This is a genomic window from Streptosporangium oxazolinicum (assembly GCF_039537505.1).
In the GTDB taxonomy this organism is placed as follows: domain Bacteria; phylum Actinomycetota; class Actinomycetes; order Streptosporangiales; family Streptosporangiaceae; genus Streptosporangium; species Streptosporangium oxazolinicum.
In genome coordinates this window covers 784,890-804,462 of record NZ_BAABAQ010000001.1, presented here as the reverse complement: position 1 = coordinate 804,462, position 19,573 = coordinate 784,890, and the positions used below count along the sequence as shown (strand labels likewise).

Below are 19,573 nucleotides of genomic sequence, written 5' to 3'. Positions count from 1 at the left end.
CCCGCTGGCCTAACTTCGGGTATGTCCAGTCCGCACGACACCTCGGGGAACTGATCATGGCCTTCATCACCACCGCCGACGGTACTGAGATCTTCTACAAGGATTGGGGCAGCGGGCAGCCGGTCGTCTTCAGCCACGGCTGGCCGCTCAACGCCGACGCCTGGGACGACCAGATGACACTGGTCGCGGACAACGGCTTCCGGGCCGTCGCGCACGACCGCCGAGGGCACGGCCGTTCCAGCCAGCCCTGGAACGGCAACGACATGGACACCTACGCCGACGACCTGGCCCAGCTGATCGAGACCCTCGACCTGCGCGAGGCGATCCTGGTCGGCCACTCCACCGGCGGTGGCGAGGTGACCCGCTACATCGGCCGGCACGGCACCTCCCGCGTCGCCAAGGCCGTTCTGCTCGGCGCGGTCCCGCCGCTCATGCTGAAGACCGACGCCAATCCCGAGGGCCTGCCGATCGAGGTGTTCGACGGCATCCGCGCGGGGGTCAAGGGCGACCGCTCGCAGTTCTACAAGGACCTCAGCCTCCCCTTCTACGGCTTCAACCGTCCCGGCGCGGAGGTGTCGGAGGGGGCGAGGAACGCCTTCTGGCTGTGGAGCATGCAGGTGGGCCTCAAGGGCGCGTTCGACTGCGTCAAAGCCTTCTCCGAGACCGACTTCACCGAGGACCTCCGGCGCTTCGACATCCCGACCCTCATCGCGCACGGCGACGACGACCAGATCGTGCCCATCGCCGACGCCGCCCTGAAGTCGGCGGAGCTGGTCAAGGACGCCACCCTGAAGGTCTACCCGGGCAGGCCGCACGGCCTGGTCGGCGCCTACAAGGACGAGTTCAACGCCGACCTGCTGGCCTTCATCACCTCCTGAGCCGGTTCGACCTTCCGCGCGTTCGCCTGGTCGGGCGGCACCCGCCTCGTCACGGCCTTAAGGGTGCAAGACCGGGAGCGCGACGCCGCGGCGATCGGCCGTCTCAGGCGCTCGGCGGCCGTGACGTCGCGAGGCGCCGCTGTTCCTCCTCGACGATCTGGCGGGCCAGGGCCTGCTCGGAGATGTCGATCGCGTCGGGGGTGGACTCGGCCAGGTCGCTGCGGCGGGCGTAGGTGTCGAAGAGCCCGGCCTTGCCGCGGAGGATGTCGAGCATGCGCTGGTCGACGCTGTCGGCCGTCAGGATGCGGTGCACCTGGACCTTGCGGACCTGTCCCATGCGGTGGGCACGGGCCACGGCCTGGCTCTCCATGGTCGGCTTGACCTGGGGCTCGCAGATGATCACTACGGAGGCGGCCTGAAGGTTGACGCCGATCCCACCGGCCTGGATCTGGCTGAGCAGGACGGCGTGGCCGGGGGCGGCCGTGAACTCGTCGATGACCTGCTGGCGGCGGGCGGCGCCGAGGTCGCCCGAGATCGGCCCGTGGACCCGGCCGCCGGGGTCACCGGCGGACTCCGGGCTGCCGGGGCCGCCGAGGGCTTCGTGCACGACGGTCATGACGTCGCGGAAGTAGGAGAAGACCACGACCTTGAGATCGTTGCCCGCCGCCTCGTCGACGAGTTCCAGCAGCCGCTGGAGTTTGGCCGACGTCTCCGGCACGGCGTAGGCGGCGCGGCGCATCGCCATGAAGTTCCCGCCGGACACGGCCTTGCGGTAGGCGGTGAGATCCGCGGGGCTGAACTCCTCCCACTCGTCCACGTGGACGAGGTCGGGCAGTTCGGTGAGCACGTCCTCCTGGTTGCGGCGCAGGTACACCGGTGCCACGGCCCTGCGGAAGGACTGCGCCCCCGCGGCTCCTGTGGCTCCCGCCGCCGCGTCGCCGTTCCGGAGGCCGGGGACCAGGTCCGGCCTGAGGTAACCGATCAGGTTGCGGAATTCCTCGACGCGGTTCTCCATCGGGGTGCCGGTCATGAACAGCACCCGGTCGGTACGGCCGCACCACCGGGCGACGGCCTGCGACCGCCGGGCGGCGGGGTTCTTCACGTAGTGCGCCTCGTCGACCACGAGCATCCCGAGCGCCACGTCACCGGGGATCTCCAGCCGGTGCAGGGTGTCGATGGTGGTCACGGCGACGCCGCCGGTGCGGACCCACTCCGCCAGGGCCGCGGCCCGGTCGGTGCCGCGCAGGGAGTAGGCCTTGAGCGTGCTGCGGGTCTCGACCTCGCGTACCCAGTTGATCAGAACGCTGGCCGGGCAGGCCACCAGGAAGTGGCTCTCGCCCCGCGCCCTGAGGTGCGCCAGGGCGGCGATGGCCTCGACGGTCTTGCCCAGGCCCATCTCGTCCCCCAGGATCACCCGGCGCTGGGCGAGGGCGAAGCGGGCGCCGAACGACTGGTAGCCGCGCAGGGAGACCCTGCGGTGGGTGTCGTCGAGGTCCTGGGCCTTGACCCGCGCGGAGATGTCGTCGGGCAGGAAACCCTCGGAGGCGACACGGTCGGGTTCCGTGGCCGCGAGCTCGGCGAGCAGGTTGTAGTACTCGGACGCGCGGAGTTCGAAGTCGACCCACGCCTCGATGCCGGACACCGGCGGGCGCAGCAGGTCCACGGAGGCCTGGCTGAAGAGCAGTGCCGTGTCGGACGCGTTCGCCTCCGCGATCACGTCCTCGATCCGCGCGACGGCCTCCTGCGCGCGGAGACGGCCTCCCCGGCCCGCGAGGAGCATCCGCAACCATCCGCGAGCCGGTTGCGCGGCGGGCAGGAGCGAGGCCAGCCTCTTCTCGATCCTCCGCGCGGCGGCGCCCGCGCGCGGCAGGTCGGGACCGGCGTTCACCAGCCGGTTCAGCGCGATCAGCAGGGCCGTGGTCTCGTCGTCCTGCCGGTCGACGTCGATCCGCAGCGCCACCGTCTCCTCCACCGCCTTGGCGATCTGCTCGGCGGCGGCGTGTGCCTGTCTCGCGTTCCACGCTCCGACGCCGGGGAGAAGCTGGAGCGCGTACGGCGTGGTGTCCAGGATGTCCAAGATCGTCTGGTGGCCGGCCTCTTCGAGGGCCCTGAGGCGCAGCCGTCCCACGGTGACGTCCTTCAGGCGCGCCAGGGGAATCGCCCCCAGTTCCTCGCGCGCCAGGCGCGTACGCATGGAGGAGAGCGCCCGCTGGGCGTCGGCGCGGGCCCGCGTGTCGTCGGCGAGCAGCGTGCGCGCGTGGGACAGGAGGCGAGCCGCCCTCGGGAAGAGGGCTCTGACCTGCCCGGGTGTGGGTGCCGTGGCCTCCCGCCCGACCTCGCCCAAGCTCTCGTCCCTCCTGTCACGGCCTGTTCGCGGTGCTTCACCGTTCGCGGTAGTTCACCGTCGCCAACCACCCGGCCGATTGTCAACGACCGGCCAGGCCGGACACGCCATCACAGCCCTTTGCCCGGTAACGAGCCGTTCATGAGTGTTCGGGGAGAACCCGGTGAGCGGGCCGGTCGGCCCTCCTCGCGACTCACCCCCGGGCGAGGGGCCGATCACCCCCTCCGATCCCCCCGATCCTCCGTGACCGTCCTGGCACCCATCCCGTTCGACACGGCTGAATGGGTACGAGCCGTGCGGATCCTCCTCGCGGACACCGGACCGCCGCGCCGGGGCGTCGTCGTTCGCCGGTCGTCCTCCGACCTCGCGAACGACACGGTTCAGCTGTTGTACGCGTACGGCCCGCGCGGCTGATCCCGTTCGAAGAACCACTCCCAAAGGATGCGAAACCATGCCAGGAGCAGTCGTCATCGGTGCCGGACCCGGAATCGGCCTGTCGGTCGCACGCCGTTTCGCGCGTACGGGCATGCCGGTGGTGGCGATCGCCCGTACGAAGGACACCGTTGACGCGACGGTCTCCGCCCTGACGGGTGACGGCGCGAAGGCCGTCGAGGGGTTCGTCGCCGACAGCACGGATGAAGCGGGCATTCGCGTGGCCCTCGACACCGCCGTGGACCGTCACGGCGTGCCCGACGTGCTCGTCTACAACGCCGCGCACATCCGATGGGACGCCCCGGGAGAGCTCTCGGCCGCCGAACTGCTGGCTACGCTGGCGGTCAACGTCGTCGGCGCGGTCACCGCGGCGGCCCACCTGGGTCCGAGGATGTCGGCGGCGGGACACGGCACGATCATCCTCACCGGTGGTATGCCCGACCCCGAACCCAAGGTGACGAGCCTCTCCCTGGGCAAGGCCGGTATCCGCACGCTGGCGACCCTGCTCGCGGGGGAGTACGGGCCCTCGGGGGTCCACGTCGCCACCGTGACGGTCGCCGGCGCGGTCGCCCCCGGGACGGCCTTCGACCCCGACGACATCGCCGAGATCTACTGGCGTCTGCACACGCAGGCTCCCGGCACGTGGGACCACGAGGTGCTCCACTCCGGCTGACCACCGCCCGGCGGCCTGTCGTGAGGGCGTGCGTAGCATGGGGGCATGCAGACGGCTGGGCCGGACCGGCCCGTGCCCGGGTGTTTCGAGGGGGAGCAGGCCGAGGTTCCGGGTGGGGGATCGGCTCCGTCCGCGTCCGCGCCCCCCGAGGGGGAGCAGGTTGCGGTCCCGGGTGGGGAAACGGCTCCGTCCGCGTCCGCGCCTCCCGAAGGCGGCGGCGAAGGTCTCGTCGCCGCGAAGCTTCGCGTGCCCAGGCCGCTGTCCCCTCTTCTCCCGCGTCCCCGGATACGCGACAGGCTGCGTACGGCGGTGGAGGAGTCGATCGTCGTCCTGCTGGTGGGGCCGAGCGGGATCGGCAAGACCGCCGAGCTGGTGCAGTGGTCCGCCGTGGAGTCGCGGCCCGTGGCATGGGTCAACGTCGACGGCCGTGACAACGACCCGGAGCGGTTCTGGCGCCATGTGGCCGGGGCCCTCGCGGGAGCGACCGGCGAACAGGCCCCGCCACACCCGTCCGCGACGCTCGTCCACGGCAGCGACGTCCACGTGTCCGCCCTCGCCGACCACATCCTCGAGCGGAGGCACCGGCCCGTGCTCGTCCTGGACGAGTACGAGCACGTGGTCGACCCGGAGATCCACGACCGGCTCGACCTGCTGATCAGGGCGTGCGGCGACGGTCTCACGACCGTGATCGCCGGCCGGGTCAGACCACCCCTGCGCTTGGAGCGGCTGCTGCTGGCGAGCCGCCTGTCGGCCATCACCTGGTCGGACCTGCGGTTCGACCCGCGGGAGACACGCGACCTGCTGGCCGAGGTCTTCGGCGTCGTCGCCGACGCGCGTACGGCCACCGCCCTGGTGTCGGCCACCGAAGGATGGGCCGGTGGCCTGATGCTCGCGGGGGCGCACCTGCGGGCGAGCGGGGAGACGGCGGTGCTCACCGACGGGGAGAGCCGGTTCGTACGGGACTTCGTACGGGACCGGGAGGGGCACCCACGGCCGGACGGAGCGGGGACGGCGTGCGCCGGTGATCTCGTCCACGCGCGGGAGGTGGCGGCAGGGTCTGGTGGGGGGTTCGTCCACGCGCGGGAGGCGGTGGCCGGGTCTGTTGGGGGGTTCGTCCCTGAGGGGAAGGCGGCGGCCGGGGCCGTCGAGGGGCTCGTCCATGCGCGGGAAGCGCTGATCGGCTATCTCCTCGACTACGTATGGGCCGGTCTCGACCCCGAGATTCGCGAGTTCCTGCTGGACACCGCGGTCCTCGGTCGCTTCTGCGCGGCGCTCGCGGACGCCGTACGCGGCCGGGACGACTCCGCGGAGTTGCTCGACCGGCTCCGTGGGGACGGGGTGTTCCTCGTCGCCGAGGACGCCTCCGGCACGTGGGTGCGCTACCAGCGGCTGTTCCGGCAGGCACTGGCGCACAGGCGGGAGTCCACCGATCCCGGGCGGGCGCGCATGGCGCATCGAAGCGCCGCCCGGTGGCACACCGTCCACGGGAGCCGTGACGAGGCCGTCGACCACGCCCTCCTCGCGGGGGACCACGGGACCGCCGCGGAGATGCTGCGGGAGCTGTTCGACGACTACTACCGGGCCGGACGGCTCACGGCCCTGGAGCAGTGGCTCAGCGCGCTTCCCGACGAGGAGATCGGGAAGCGCCCCGGGCTGGCCGGGCGAGGGCTTCACCTGTGGTGCTCCCTCGGGCGCTTCGACGAGCGCGACCGGTGGTCCCGCGCCGTCTCCCCCGGGTACGGCGACGGCGGGCCGATCCGGCCGGAGGACGCGTGGCGGCTCTGCCTGCCCCGCGAGCGGGGTGACCTCCCCCTGGCCCTCCGCCAGGGCCTGACCCTTCTCCGGAGGGAGAAGACGGCGGCACCGATCTCCCCGCTCGTACGGACCCAGGCCCGGATCGGCGTCGCCCGCACGCTCCTGCTCGCCGGACGGCTCGCCGAGTGCGGGCGGCTGCTGGACCAGATCGAGGCCCTCTGGACCACGACACCGCTGCCGCCGCCGCTGCGCGCGACCGTCCACGGCATCGCCGGACTGGCCGCGCATCTCGCCGGTGATCGTACGGCGGCCGTCGCCCACGCCGGTCGGGTCCATATCGCCCTCACCGAGTGCCGGACACGTCCGAGACCGAGGGTCGCACCCGAAGGAGTGATCCTCCGAGCGGTCATCGCCGACGGGGAGGGCCGGAGTACGGGTGTGGTGCGGGCCGGTGGAAAGGATCGTCGCGGTGGGGTGGTCCAGGCCGGTGAGGAGGGCCATGACACGACCCGACCCGTCTCCCCGCCATGGTCACGCTCAGTGGTCCAGGCCGGTGGGGAGGGCCATGACGGCGGTGTGGCGCGGGCGGGCGGGGAGGACGGGGGTGATGCCGTGGCGCGGCTGGAGGAGCTGGTCGACGCGCCCCCGGGATTCGGCGCCGACACGACGATGGGCGCCTTCGCTCTCCTCTTCCTCGCCCGCGCGCTCGCGGGTCGTGCCGACACCGGGCGGGCGGCCGACCGCCTGGCGGCGGCGGACGAGCTGCTTGCCCGGTGCCCCAACCCCATGGGCCTGACCGACCTGCGGGACCAGGTGGCCTCGGACCTCGGGCGATCACCCCGCCCCGGCTCACGCGTACCGGGCGTACCGGTCGCCGAGCTCAGCGAGCGCGAGGTGGCGGTGCTGCACTACCTGCGCAGTGAGCTGACCCTCAGGGAGATAGCGGATGATCTCGTCCTTTCGGTCAACACCGTCAAGACGCACGCGCGGAACATCTACCGGAAGCTGGGAGTCAACGGCAGGCGGGAGGCGGCCACGGTGTCGCTCCAGACCCGCGGGCGCCGGAGCCCCGATCCCACCGCCCGTTGAGTACGGGCCGGGGCCGATCTGTCGGTGGTGCCTGGCAGAATCCGCATGCTTCTGAACGCGAGTGGCCGAAAGTGAAGTGAGAGAGATGCCGGAGCGAGGAAACGCGCCGCTGGTACGGCTCGATCCGTGGGCGGAGACCGACTTCGACCTGCTACGTCGCATCAACGCGCCGGAGATGACCGAGCACCTGGGAGGCCCGGAGACCGAGGAGAAACTCCTCGAACGTCACAGACGGTATGTCGATATCGTCGGGAAGGGGACCGGCCGCATGTTCAGCATCGTCCTGCTCCCCGATCTCCAGCAGGTCGGCAGCATCGGATACTGGGAACGCGTCTGGCACGACGAGACCGTGTACGAGACGGGCTGGGGCGTCCTGCCGGAGTTCCAGGGCAGGGGCATAGCGGCCGAGGCGGCCGTGGCCGTCATCGCCCTGGCCAGGGCGGAGCGGACACACCGGTATGTTCACGCATATCCCTCCGTCGGCAACCCGGCGTCGAACGCGATCTGCCGGAAGGCCGGGTTCCAGTTCGTCGCCGAGTTCGACGGCGAATATCCGCCGGGAAACGCCATACGGTGCAACGACTGGCGCGTGGATCTCACCACGGAGCTCACCGCGGAGGCGTGAGGCGGTCGGCTCTGTGGGTTCAAATCCGTAATAGTGCACTCTGGGAGCTGAGTGTGCATTCGTGCGCAGAAGGAAGCGTCGGCGGTTTCTAGTGTTCGTGGTGTCCGAACAGCGACACCCCCACACACCGCACAGGAGCATGACAATGAGCACGACGCGCACCCTCCTCGCCGGAGCGGCCCTGGCCGCCTCCCTGCTGGCCGGCGTGGCCGCGGCCCCCGCCGCCTCCGCTTCCGCCGCCACCTCCGGCACCGCCTCGGCTGCCGCCACGCAGCAGGCGCAGACCTCCAGCAAGCACTTCTTCGGCCCCTACTACTCCGGCTTCGGCCGCGGCGAGGACTTCGGCCACCGCTCGTACTTCAAGGGCTACTGGACCAAGGACAACGGCCGCTACTGGTTCTACGGCGACCTGTTCGACCGTGACCGCGACCGCTCCTACAGCTACGTGTGGTTCAAGTGGCACGACCGCTTCGGCTCGCACACCAAGGTGTTCAAGACCTTCGGCCACGGCGACATCGACCACTTCGGCGGCTTCAAGAAGAGCAACGGCTTCGACGACTTCAAGATCCGGGTCTGCGAGGGCACCGACAAGTTCGACGACTGCGGCCGCTGGGGCGACGCCTTCTAACCCGCCTCACACCACCACGCAAGGCGACGCCTTCCACCCCACCCCGCACCACCACCCGGGGCGACGCCTTCTAACCCACCCCGCACCACCACTCAAGGCGATGCCTTTCCGAACCACCCCGCCCATCCCGCGCGATCACTGACATCGGCCCGCCCGAGCGGGCCGTGTCAGGGCACGGTCGTCCGGGCGGCGAGCGATCCGGCCTCCTCGGGTGTCAGGTCGCCACCGCGTTCGAACCAGGACGCGAAGTCGTCCTCGCCCAGCGCGTCGCGCGTTCTCGCCGTGATCCTGTCGACGTCGTCGCGTTCGGCGGGTGCCGGGGGCATCGCCGTCAACAGGCGGGCCGAGGCCGCCGCTCCCAGCAGCCGGGCGGCACGGTCGTGGTCCCCGGCGAGGGACAGCGCCCCGGCCAGGCCCTCCAGGGAGCGCGTCACGTCACGGAGGGCGTCGAGCTCGCGCGCGATGGTGAAGCTCTCCCGGTGCATGGCCAGCGCCGTCGCGGCGTCGCCGCGCTCCTCGAAGACGAAACCGAGCTCGACCAGGACCATCGGCAGGTGTACGAGGTTGTCCGCCGCGCCGTCCTCCTGGTTCGGGGTCCAGTCCAGGATGTTGCGCAGGTGCGTCTCCGCGACGTCGAGCCCGCCCTCCCTCCTGGCGACGTAGGCGAGCACCGTCTCGGCGAAGATCTGCCCGGCCCGGTGGCCCTGCTCCGCGGCCAGCCGTGCCGCCCGCTCGCCGGACTCCCGTGCCCGGGGGTGGTCGCCGCGCTGGAGGGCGATCCAGCCGACCCAGGCCAGCCGCATGGCGACCTCGGGCCAGAGCCCGAGTTCCTCGGCCATGTGCACCCCGTCCCGGTGCAGCCGGTCGGCCCGCTCGTAGTCGCAGGTCATCTCCGCCAGCCCGCCGAGCCACTCCGTCGCCTGCAGCTGACCCCAGCGGTCACCGAGTTCGCCGAACAGCTTCGCTCCCCGCTCGCCGGAGTGTTCGAGCACGGCCAGGTCACCCCGGATGTGCGCATGCTTGGCCCGGGTGACGAGAGCCGCGGCCGTCCCCCACCGGTCACCGAGCTCGCCGAAGGTCGTCAGCGCCTCGTCCAGCAGTTTCTCGCCGGCCGACAGGTCACCGATGCCCATCCCGGTGAGAAGCAGGAACCACTGGGCTCTGGCACGCTCGCCCGGGTCGTCGATGTCCTCGTACAGACGCATGGCCGCCCGGTCGGCCACGTCACCGTGCAGGAACGCGATGCCCGCCTGCCAGGCCAGGGCTCTGGCGCGGAGCGCGGGAACCCGGGCGACGCCGGTCGTCGCGGCGGTGGCGCCCGTCGTCTCGGCGGTGCCCCGCGTGTCGGTGGTGACATTCGGCACCTCGGCGACGCCCGGCACGTCGGTGGTGACGCCCCGCACCTCGGTGGCGAGTACCGAGGCCAGGGACCGCCTGGCTTCCGCGAGCCTGCCTCGCAGGAACCAGTACCAGGTCATCGCGTTCGCCAGCCGCAGCCCGCCCTCCGGGTCCCGGCCGGAGACCGCGCCGTCGAGCGCGGCGCGCAGATTGGCGGTCTCCGCGTCGAGGCGGCGCAGCCACAGCCGCTGGTCGTGCCCGTACAGGTGTCGCTCGGCCTCCTCGGCGAGATCGGTGTAGTAGCGCCGGTGGCGCCGCCGCAGCGACTCGAACTCGCCCGCCTCGTGGACGCGTTCGACGCAATAGGCGGCCACCGACTCCAGCAGGCGGTACCGCGGGCCGTCGGCGGTGTGGGTGACGGTGACCAGGGAGCGGTCGACCAGGCGTACCAGCAGGTCGAGCACGTCGGCGGCCGGAAGGTCGTCCGCGCCGCAGACGGCCTCGGCGGCGGGCAGGGTACAGCCACCGGCGTGGACGGCCAGGCGGCGCAGGGTGAGGCGCTCGGGGCCGGTCAGGAGATCCCAGCTCCAGCTGATCATCGCGTGCAGCGTCTGCTGGCGGGGCGGGGCACCGCGATGCCCGGTGGCCAGGAGACGGAAACGGTCGTCCAGGCGGGCCACGAGGCCGTGGACACCCAGCGCGCGAACCCTGGTGGCGGCCAGTTCCAGGGCGAGCGGGATGCCGTCCAGGCGGCGGCAGAGCGTGGCGACCGCCGGGGCGGTGTCCGCGTCGAGGACGAATCCGCGGGTCGTCGCGCGGGCGCGGGTGACGAACAGCCGCACCGAGCCGGTTCGCTCCAGCGCGTCCAGGTCGGCGGCGGCGTCGGGCGTCTCCAGGGGCGGGACGTTCCAGACCACCTCACCGGTCAGGGCGAGGGGTTCCTGGCTGGTGGCCAGGACACGCAGGCCGGGCACGGCTCGCAGCAGGAGTTCCGTCAGCTCGGCGACGGGTTCGACGAGGTGCTCGCAGTTGTCGAGCACCAGCAGCAGCCGCCGGGAACGGAGCGCGCCGACGAGCCGGTCCAGGGGATTCCCGGGAGCGGCGCTGTCATGGATGTCCAGCGCCGTCGTGACCACGTCGATCAGCGAGCCCGTCGTCTCCGGCGCGTTCGGCCGGTCGAGCGCGGCCAGCTCGACCAGCCACACGCCGTCGGGGAAGGCGTCCGTCAGCCGCCGCGCGGTTTCGACGGCGAGGCGGGTCTTGCCCACCCCGCCGGGACCGGTGAGGGTCACCAGGCGGTCGCCGCGCAGCAGGGCGCCGATCTCGGCGGTCGCGTCGTCCCTGCCGATCAGGTCGGTGAGGGGCGCGGGCAGGTTCGTGGCGGGCCTGGCCGGGTGAGAGGCCGGTACGGCGGGTGATTCGAGTGCCGGATCCTGGGCGAGGATCGCCCGGTGCAGGGCGATCAGCTCGGCACCCGGGTCGAGGCCGAGTTCGTCGGCGAGGTGGGCGCGGAGCTCCTCGTAGCTGTGCAGCGCCTCGGTCTGCCGTCCGGAACGGTAGAGGGCGCGCATGTGGGCGGCGCGCAGCCTTTCCCGAAGGGGGTGCCGGGCCAGTAGATCGCCCAGCTCCGCCGCGAGCCCGGTGTGCTCACCGAGCGCGAGGCGGGCCTCGGCGTGATCCTCGTAGGCGGTGAGCCGCTGCTCGTGCAGGCGGGTGATCACCGGTTGGGTGAAGGGTTCGTCACCGAAGTCGGCCAGCGCGGGGCCGCGCCACAGGGCGAGCGCGTCGGCCAGCAGCGTCGCCCTGGCCCGAGGGTCACCGGTCCGCGCCGCCTCGGCGGTCAGGGAGAGGAATCGCCGCGCGTCGACCGCGTCGGTCTCGACGCGCAGCACGTATCCCGGAGGCGGCGACACCACCAGCTTCCTGGCGCCGGGCTCGGCGTCCTCCAGTGCCCGGCGCAGCTGCGAGACCTTGGCCGACAGCGCCCCGGCGGGGTTGCCCGGCAGGTCCTCGCCCCACAGGTCGTCGACCAGCCGGTCGGCGGGCACCGGGCGTCCCTCGTGGATGAGCAGGTCGGCCAGGAGGGCGCGGACCTTCAGCCCGGGGACGGCGACGGGCCTGCCGTCCGTCGTCCACACCGCTAACGGCCCCAGCACCCCAAATCGCATGGACGTCACCATAACGCGCACGGCTGCGCGGGGCCGGTCCATACGCGACAGCCGAGGCGCCCCGTGCGCGAGGGCCGAACCACGTCGTACGAAGTCGTACGGAGCGGTCGAACCACCCGGTACGGGCCGGTGAGACCAGGGCCGAGTGGTGGCGGGTCCGGGCGGTGGCGGGAGCTGGTGGCGGGTCCGGGCGGTGGTGGGAGCGGGCGTAAACAAGCCGTAAACACCCTCGGGCAGGGTGGAACACATCAAGCGGGACGTGGAAGCGAAGGAGGCCGAGGATGCCGAGGACGCGAGACAGCGACCGGTTGCGGGTGGCGGTCATCGTCGGCAGCACTCGTAACGGCCGGTTCGGTCCCACGGTGGCGGCCTGGTTCGCGGCGCGGGCGCGCAGGCGCGCGGATCTGGAGATCGACCTGATCGATCTCGCCGACGCCGCCCTGCCGCAGACGCTCACGGATCAGGACGAGGCGCTGCCCGCGCCGGTGGTGGCGCTGGCGCCGCGCCTGGCGGACGCCGACGCGTTCGTGGTGGTGACTCCCGAGTACAACCGGAGCTTTCCAGCCTCGCTCAAGAACGCCATCGACTGGTACCACGGGGAGTGGCAGGCCAAGCCGGTCGCGGTCGTCTCCTACGGTAACGACTCGGGCGGCCTGCTCGCCGCCGCGCAGCTGCGCGAGGTGTTCGCCGAGCTGCACGCGGTGGCCATCCGCGACGGTGTCGCGCTGCCCCGCTACTGGGAGCGGTTCGCCCCCGACGGCAGCTGGCCCAGGGCGAACGCGGAGTGCGACGCCACCGTCAAGACCACCTTGGACCAGCTGACGTGGTGGGCCCGCGCGCTGCGCGAGGCCAGGACGAGGCACCCCTACGGCGTCTGAACGCGAGGACGGCCCCGGGAGCGACCCATCTCCCGAGGCCCGTCAGAGCCCCCGCTCCCGGCCCGGACGCCCCGGAATTGGCCTTACCGCGACTCGGCGGCCACCGGAGTCCCCCGGTGGAGTCCCGCGCCGGGCCCGCCGCGTCCCCGCAGGCCGAACGCGATGACGACCGCTCCGGCGACGGCCATCGCGACCGGGATGACCAGGGCCGCGCGGAAGCCGTCGAGTTCGGTGAGGAGAGACGCATCGGCCCCGGTGGCGGCGACGTTCACGGCGGTCACCGCCGACAGGCCGAGCGCCGCGCCGAACTGGAACGAGGTGTACAGCAGGCCACCGGCGAGCCCCTGCTCCTCCTCGGCCACGCCGTCGGTCGCGGCGATGGTGAGCGGCCCGTACGCCAGGGAGAAGGCGAGCCCGAGAATGATCATGGTCGGGAACATCGCCGCGTACGTCCAGTCGAGGCCGATCGGCAGGAACAGCGCGTAGGCCACGGCGGCGAGGCCCAGCCCACCGAAGATCACCCGGGTGTTGCCGAAGCGGTTCACCAGGCGCGGGGTGAGGGTCGGCGCCAGGATGGCGTCGATGCCGACCACCAGCAGGGCGAGGGCCGCCTGTAACGACGACCAGCCGCGCAGTTCCTGAAGGTAGAGCACGACGAGGAACTGGAACCCGAAGAAGGAGCCCGCGAACAGCAGCGCGCCGAGGTTGGCGCGCACCAGCGGCCTTGAGCGGAGGATGCCCAGGCGCACCAGCGGCGAGGCCGACCGCCGCTCGATCGCCGTGAAGACGGCGAGCAGCACGAGCCCGACGGCGAGGGCTCCGGCCGTCCAGACCCATCCCGCGGCGGGGTCCTCCAGCCGGACGACCGCGAACACCAGCACCATCATCGCCCCGGTCACGGTGATCGCCCCGGCCAGGTCGAAGCCCCCTCGTGCCCGAGGGGGCGAATCGTCGCCCCTCGGGATGAGGAGGAGTGCGGCGACGAGGATCGCGGAGGCCATGATCACCGGGGCGAAGAACACCCAGCGCCAGTTGATCTCGGACAGCAGGCCGCCGACGACGAGGCCGAGGGAGAAACCGGCCGCCGCCGTACCCGCGTAGACCAGGAGGGCCCTGTTGCGCTGCGGGCCCTCGGCGAAGTTCGTCGTGATGATGGACAGACCGGCGGGCGCCATGAACGCGGCGGCCACCCCCGTCACGAAACGGGCGACGACGAGGATCCATCCCTCGGTCGCGAACCCGCCCAGGCCCGAGAAGACGATGAACACGCCGAGCCACACCAGGAACATCCGCCGTCGGCCGAGCAGGTCGGCGGCCCGCCCGCCCAGCAGCATGAAACCGCCGTAGCCGAGCACGTACGAACTCATCACCCAGCTCAGCGCGCCCGTGCTCAGGTCCAGGTCGGAGCGGATCGACGGCAGGGCCACGTTCAGCATCGCCACGTCGATCCCCTCCAGGAAGATCGCACCGCACAGCACGAGCAGCATGCCCCAGGCGCGCCCGCTCATGCGATCCGATGGTGGGGACAGTGGTGTGGACACGAGACGACTCCTTGGAGAAAGGCGGGAACCGTGGCCGGGTCTTTCGCGCCGTTACGGTTCCCTCTTGTAAGTAGTCGCATCATGCGGCACCATCAATGACCGTGGAAGAAGGCACTTCGAAGTCACCGGGTTGCTGCCCCGATACCGACGACGCCTACGACGCCCGTCAGTGGGACACCCGGGAGGACTGTGAGGTCCGCCAGATTCTCGACCGGGTCGCGGACAAGTGGTCCCTGCTCGTCATCGCGCTCCTCGACAGCCGCACCCTCCGCTTCACCGAGCTGAGCCGCGAGATCGACGGCGTCAGCCAGCGCATGCTCACCGTCACCCTGCGCCATCTGGAGCGGGACGGCCTGGTGCGCCGCACCGTGCACCCCGTCGTGCCGCCCCGGGTGGACTACGAGCTCACCCCCCTCGGCGTGACCCTGCACGACACCATCCAGTCGCTCGTCACCTGGACGGAGCGGCACCAGAACGAGATCGCCGCCGCCCGCGCGGGCTACGACGCCCGTACGGAGACCGCGCGGGCCGCGACGGGGATCGCCCCTTCGGCGAGGGGCGGGTCCGCCACCGTGACGAGGGAGGGCGCCGTGACGAGAGACGGCGCCGTGACGAGGGACGGCGCGCGGGCGGTGGCACGGGGCGCCACGGAACGCGAGGCGGCGGCGATTCGCGGTCACGAAACTCCGCTCGCGTCACCGCTACGTAACGAAACACCACCTTCGGTGCCGCTACGTAACGAAACTCGGGTCGCGGCGTCGTCGCGGGAGGAGGGCCGTCCCGGCGCGGACCTCTCGCGGTGCGAGGTGTGCGGCGACCCGATCCGTGCCGCGCGTACGGGCCGTCCCGCCCGGTTCTGCGGCACGGCGTGCCGCCAGAGGGCACACCGTCGCCGCTCCCGCGCCACCCTCCGGACCTCTGACTGATCTTCTCCCCGAAAAGGCACCGCCCTCCGGACCTCCTCCCGGCACGGTCCTCGTCCCCGGCCCGACTCGCGACCTCGGCCTCCCGGCTCTCGGCCCCCGGCTCACGGACGGTCGTGAGACGGGTCTCGCAAGGACGGGCAAAGGCATGGCCAAGGGGTCCGTGTCGTGCTCTCCAACCGGTGCCGCAACGTGTCTGCTGTCCAGCAGTAATGGCACTGCTTACCTGTTACCTGGAGGGTCGGAGATGAGGAAGTTGCTCCATGCCGGTGTGCTCGCGCTCGGCGTGCTCACAGCCGGATGCGGCGGCGCCGACGACGGGGGCACGACCGAGCCGATGGTCGCGGACCAGGTCAAAGCGTCGCCCACCTCGCCGGAAACCCCCGCCTCGCCAGAACCCTCTGACTCGTCCTCACCGGCGACCAGGGCCAAGGTCGAACTGGGTGAGACGAAGATCGGAAAGGTTCTGGTCGGAGAGGAGGGGCGCACGCTCTACCTCTTCAAGAAGGACAAGGACGGGAAGTCGTCGTGTTCCGACGACTGCGCGCAGGCGTGGCCGCCGTACGTCACGGACGGGAAACCGGAGGCGGGCGAGGGCGTCAAGGAGAAGCTGCTCGGCACCATCGAGCGAGACGACGGCACGACGCAGGTGACCTACAACGACCACCCCCTCTACTACTTCGCCAAGGACACCGAGCCGGGCGATGTCAAGGGGAATGACGTCGAGGGCTTCGGCGCCGAGTGGTACGCGGTCGGCGCCAACGGGAAGAGGGTGCACGACTGAGCCGATCCGGCCCGCGAACCGCCGCGCGCCCGGCACCCGGGGACGACCTCGCCCTCGCCGGGCGCGGCTCGCGGTCAACGCGTCAGCTGGACTCCCGGATGACCAGCTCCGTGGGCAGGATCGTCGACGACACGGGGCCGCCGTCGATCTGGCGGAGGAGCAGGCGCACCGCCGCCCGCGCCTGCTCCTCCCTGGGCGCGCGTACCGTGGTGAGCGCGGGCACGGCGTAGGAGGCGGCCTCGATGTCGTCGAACCCCGCGATCGCGACGTCGTCGGGCACCCGCCGCCCCGACTCGCTCAGCACCCGCAGGGCGCCGATCGCCATCAGGTCGCCCGCCGCGAAGACCGCGTCGAGCACCGGGTCGTCGTGCAGGAGCTGGCGCATCGCGTCCGCGCCCGAGGCGAGGGTGAGGTCGCCGACGGCGATGATCGACCGGTGCCCGGTGTCGCGCAGCGCCTCGCGGTATCCCCTGAGCCGTTCCTGCGCGGTGACCGCTTCCGGGGGCCCGGCGATCGCGGCGATCCGCCGCCGTCCCCGGGCGAGCAGGTGCCTGACCGCCGAGGCGGCGCCGCCCACGTTGTCGACGTCGGCGTACGGGGTCTGCGTCGCCACCGCGGGCCTGCCCAGTGACACGACGGGGATGCCCGTACGGGCCAGCGCGGCGGGCAGCGGGTCGGTGCCGTGCGCCGACACGAGCACCACTCCGTCGACGTGTCCCGAGGCGGCGTACTGCTCCACCCGGAGCCGTCCGGCCGCCGAGTCGGCGAGCATGAGGGTGACGCGCTTGCCCGACTCCTCCAGCTCCCGGGTGGCCGAGCGGACGGTCACCGAGAACAGCGGGTCGTCGGCGCGCGCCTCGGTGGGGGAGCCGGAGACGACGAGCGCGATCGAGTCGGTGCGCCGGGTCACCAGGCTGCGGGCCGCCGAGTTGGGGACGTACCCCAGCTCGTTGACGGCGTGCATGACGATGGCGCGGAACTCGTCGCTGACCGTGCCCTCACCGTTGATCACCCGGGAGACGGTCGATCTCGACACGCCCGCGCGGGCGGCGACCGCCTCCAGGGTGGGGCGCCTGGCGCGCTCGCGGTGCAGCCCGTTGTGCCGGATCACCTCGCGGTACCACAGCGCGCTGTCCTTGGGCAGCCGCTGTTGCGTCTCGAAGTCGACGTGCACGATCCCGAAGCGCTTGTTGTAGCCCTCGGCCCACTCGAAGTTGTCCATCAGCGACCAGACCAGGAAGCCGCGCAGGTCGGCACCGGCCTCGATCGCGGCGTGCGCGGCCCTCAGGTGGCCCTCGAAGAAGGCGGTCCTGTCGGCGTCGTGCACGCGGTCGCCCGCCACCACGTCGTTGAACGCGGCGCCGTTCTCGGTGACGAGCAGGCCGACCTCGGGGTAGTCGCGCGAGAGCCGGGTGAGCAGCTGGGAGAGCCCGGTGGGCACGATCGCCCAGCCCATCGCCGTCGTCGGGGCGTGGGTGCCGCTGAACAGGATGTCCTCGCTGCCGGGGTAGGCGGCGTTGGCAGGCTCGCCCGGCTCGGACCGTACGACGCAGGGGGTGTAGTAGTTGATCCCGAGCAGGTCGATGGGCTGGTTGATCGTTTCGAGGTCGCCGTCGCGGATGTGGTCGACCCCGCCCATGCGCTCCATGATGGCGAGCACCGGATCGGGATACTTCCCGCGCAGGGCGGGGTCGAGGAACTGCCGGTTGATGAGGCAGTCGATCCGGTTCACCGCCTCGGAGTCCTCGGCGGACGGGACGAGGTCGGGGTCGCTCACCTGGCCGGGCGTCATCACCGGCGTGAGGTTCAGGGTGAGGGCGATCTCGCGGGCGCCCGCGTCGCGCAGCACCTGGGCACTCAGCCCGTGGGCCAGCAGGAGGTGGTGGGCGGCGCGGAAGGCCTCCGCCGCCGACGCGCGGCCCGGCGCGTGGATGCCGATGCCGTACCCCAGCACCGAGGACACCCACGGCTCGTTGATCGTCATCCACGTCCCGACGCGGTCGCCGAGCCGGTCGTGCACGATGCGCGTGAAGTCGGCGAAGCGGTAGGCCGTGTCGCGGTTGGTCCACCCGCCCCGATCCTCCAGCGCCTGGGGGAGGTCCCAGTGGTAGAGCGTCACGTAGGGGGAGATGTCGGCCGCGAGCAGCTCGTCCACCAGCCGGTCGTAGAAGTCGAGCCCGTCGGCGACGGCGGGCCCGGCGCCCGACGGCTGGATCCTGGGCCACGCCACCGAGAACCGGTAGGCCCCCAGGCCCAGCTCCGCCATCATCCGGACGTCGTCGGCGTAGCGGTGGTAATGATCGCAGGCCACGTCACCGGTGTGGCCGTCGGCGATCCTTCCCGGCGTGTGGGAGAAGGTGTCCCAGATCGACGGGCCGCGCCCTCCGTCTCGCGCGGCGCCCTCGATCTGGTACGCGGCGGTGGCCGCCCCCCAGACGAAGTCCTGGGGAAAGGCCAGGGTCTCGCCCTTGGCCGAGATGGTCGTTGCGGTCATCCTTCGACAACCCCCGTTGGTTCTCGCGACTGCCAGGACACGCGGGGCGGTGGCGGGGTCGCCGTCGTCCCGGTCGATGGAAGCATCCCACCGACATCATGAGACGGTTACGGCCCGGCGTCGAGGGGATTTCCCCACGTACGTGGGCGCGCTCCCACCTCGCCCGCATTCACGATCGGCGACACAGTAACCGATGTCATCGGCAGTGTTGACATGTCACGGTATTTCGGAGGAAATCCGTCAGTGAAGACTCGTTCCGGAACTGAAGAGGATCTTTCTCAGGCGCCCGGGATCAGCCGCCCGGGAGTCTCAGCATGCGGTCGACCAGCTGGCGGTGATGGGCCAGGAAGCGCTGCCGCGCCTGCGGGTCGGAGGAGACGGAGCGGTCCCCCTCGGCGATCGTCTCGCCGTGCAGGAACCCGTACACGCTCCAGATCAGCGTACGCACCATCAGACCCAGGTCCACCTGGTCGTCGATCAGCCCGGCCCTGGCGGCGGAGCGCAGCGCGTCGCGGGTGAAGTTGATGAGGGGGACCGAGTAGGTCCGCTCCAGGTCGGGGATGTCGGCGGCGTCGCCGAGCCAGCGGTGCATCCACAGCGCGGGGATCTGCGGGTGGGTGAGGCAGAACTCCAGGTAGCGCTCGGAGAGGTTGTACATGGCGGCGGCGACCCCCTCGGGGTCGGTGGCGGGGAGCGCGCTGAGCGCGTCCTCCACGACCGCCCGTTCCGTCCGGCTGGCGTGGTCGATGACGGCGAGGTAGAGATCGTGTTTGTTCCCGAACCGCCGTTGCACCCACGCCGGGTCCTCCCCGGCCGCCTCCGCTATCCCCTGCAGTGACGTGCCGTCGTAACCGAACGCCGCGAAGAGCCGCGTCGCGATGTCGATGACCGCTCGGCTCTGTGGGTCGTCGGCGGGAATCATGACTCGATTCAAGTCCTCCGCGCGGACGGAGACGCCCCGGCATTGGTTTTGAACTGGTCAAACCTGTGTGCGCAATGCTCCGCTTGCCCGACCCCACCCTG

13 protein-coding genes are annotated in these 19,573 nt (G+C 71.6%); 8 read left to right on the top strand and 5 right to left on the bottom strand.

All coding sequences use genetic code 11. The features are described from left to right. Nucleotides 1-56 precede the first annotated feature (56 nt). Entirely contained in the window at nt 57-878 is an 822-nt protein-coding gene (locus ABD817_RS03740) for an alpha/beta fold hydrolase (RefSeq protein WP_344914949.1), read from the top strand. 103 nt (nt 879-981) lie between these two features. Here the strand turns inward: ABD817_RS03740 and ABD817_RS03735 are convergent, their stop codons facing one another. Then, nucleotides 982-3,222 (bottom strand): DEAD/DEAH box helicase, encoded by a 2,241-nt coding sequence (locus ABD817_RS03735; protein WP_344914947.1) that lies wholly within the window; start codon nt 3,220-3,222, stop codon nt 982-984. A gap of 451 nt (nt 3,223-3,673) precedes the next feature. On the opposite strand from ABD817_RS03735, the gene ABD817_RS03730 reads away from it, so the two are divergent. The 4 genes from ABD817_RS03730 to ABD817_RS03715 all read left to right on the top strand — a co-directional run bounded on the left by ABD817_RS03730 (nt 3,674) and on the right by ABD817_RS03715 (nt 8,424). Beyond that, entirely contained in the window at nt 3,674-4,327 is a 654-nt protein-coding gene (locus ABD817_RS03730) for an SDR family NAD(P)-dependent oxidoreductase (protein ID WP_344914946.1), read from the top strand. A 246-nt stretch (nt 4,328-4,573) separates the two neighbouring features. Beyond that, nucleotides 4,574-7,171 carry a winged helix-turn-helix domain-containing protein gene (locus ABD817_RS03725; RefSeq protein ID WP_344914945.1) on the top strand — a complete coding sequence of 866 codons (2,598 nt, stop codon included), beginning with the start codon at nt 4,574-4,576 and terminating at the stop codon, nt 7,169-7,171. A gap of 85 nt (nt 7,172-7,256) precedes the next feature. Then, the gene (locus ABD817_RS03720; protein WP_344914943.1) at nt 7,257-7,796 is read left to right on the top strand and encodes a GNAT family N-acetyltransferase; all 540 of its coding nucleotides are present in this window, start codon (nt 7,257-7,259) and stop codon (nt 7,794-7,796) included. Between the two features lie 145 nt (nt 7,797-7,941). Further along, nucleotides 7,942-8,424 carry a hypothetical protein gene (locus ABD817_RS03715; protein ID WP_344914942.1) on the top strand — a complete coding sequence of 161 codons (483 nt, stop codon included), beginning with the start codon at nt 7,942-7,944 and terminating at the stop codon, nt 8,422-8,424. A 167-nt stretch (nt 8,425-8,591) separates the two neighbouring features. Here ABD817_RS03715 and ABD817_RS03710 read toward each other — a convergent pair whose 3' ends face one another. Next, a complete protein-coding gene (locus tag ABD817_RS03710; RefSeq protein ID WP_344914940.1) occupies nt 8,592-11,930 on the bottom strand; it encodes an AfsR/SARP family transcriptional regulator in 3,339 nt (1,112 codons plus the stop codon). A gap of 281 nt (nt 11,931-12,211) precedes the next feature. On the opposite strand from ABD817_RS03710, the gene ABD817_RS03705 reads away from it, so the two are divergent. Beyond that, the gene (locus ABD817_RS03705; protein WP_344914938.1) at nt 12,212-12,808 is read left to right on the top strand and encodes an NADPH-dependent FMN reductase; all 597 of its coding nucleotides are present in this window, start codon (nt 12,212-12,214) and stop codon (nt 12,806-12,808) included. 83 nt (nt 12,809-12,891) lie between these two features. Here the strand turns inward: ABD817_RS03705 and ABD817_RS03700 are convergent, their stop codons facing one another. Continuing rightward, a complete protein-coding gene (locus ABD817_RS03700) occupies nt 12,892-14,316 on the bottom strand; it encodes an MFS transporter (RefSeq protein WP_344914936.1) in 1,425 nt (474 codons plus the stop codon). A gap of 134 nt (nt 14,317-14,450) precedes the next feature. On the opposite strand from ABD817_RS03700, the gene ABD817_RS03695 reads away from it, so the two are divergent. After that, a complete protein-coding gene (locus ABD817_RS03695) occupies nt 14,451-15,275 on the top strand; it encodes a winged helix-turn-helix transcriptional regulator (protein ID WP_344914934.1) in 825 nt (274 codons plus the stop codon). Nucleotides 15,276-15,519: 244 nt separating this feature from the next. Beyond that, nucleotides 15,520-16,056: a COG4315 family predicted lipoprotein gene (locus ABD817_RS03690; protein WP_344914932.1), complete on the top strand. Its 537-nt coding sequence runs from the start codon at nt 15,520-15,522 to the stop codon at nt 16,054-16,056. A gap of 82 nt (nt 16,057-16,138) precedes the next feature. On the opposite strand, the gene ABD817_RS03685 is transcribed toward ABD817_RS03690, so the two are convergent. After that, nucleotides 16,139-18,550 (bottom strand): GH1 family beta-glucosidase, encoded by a 2,412-nt coding sequence (locus ABD817_RS03685; protein ID WP_344914930.1) that lies wholly within the window; start codon nt 18,548-18,550, stop codon nt 16,139-16,141. A 292-nt stretch (nt 18,551-18,842) separates the two neighbouring features. After that, nucleotides 18,843-19,472: a TetR/AcrR family transcriptional regulator gene (locus ABD817_RS03680; RefSeq protein WP_344914928.1), complete on the bottom strand. Its 630-nt coding sequence runs from the start codon at nt 19,470-19,472 to the stop codon at nt 18,843-18,845. Nucleotides 19,473-19,573 lie beyond the last annotated feature (101 nt).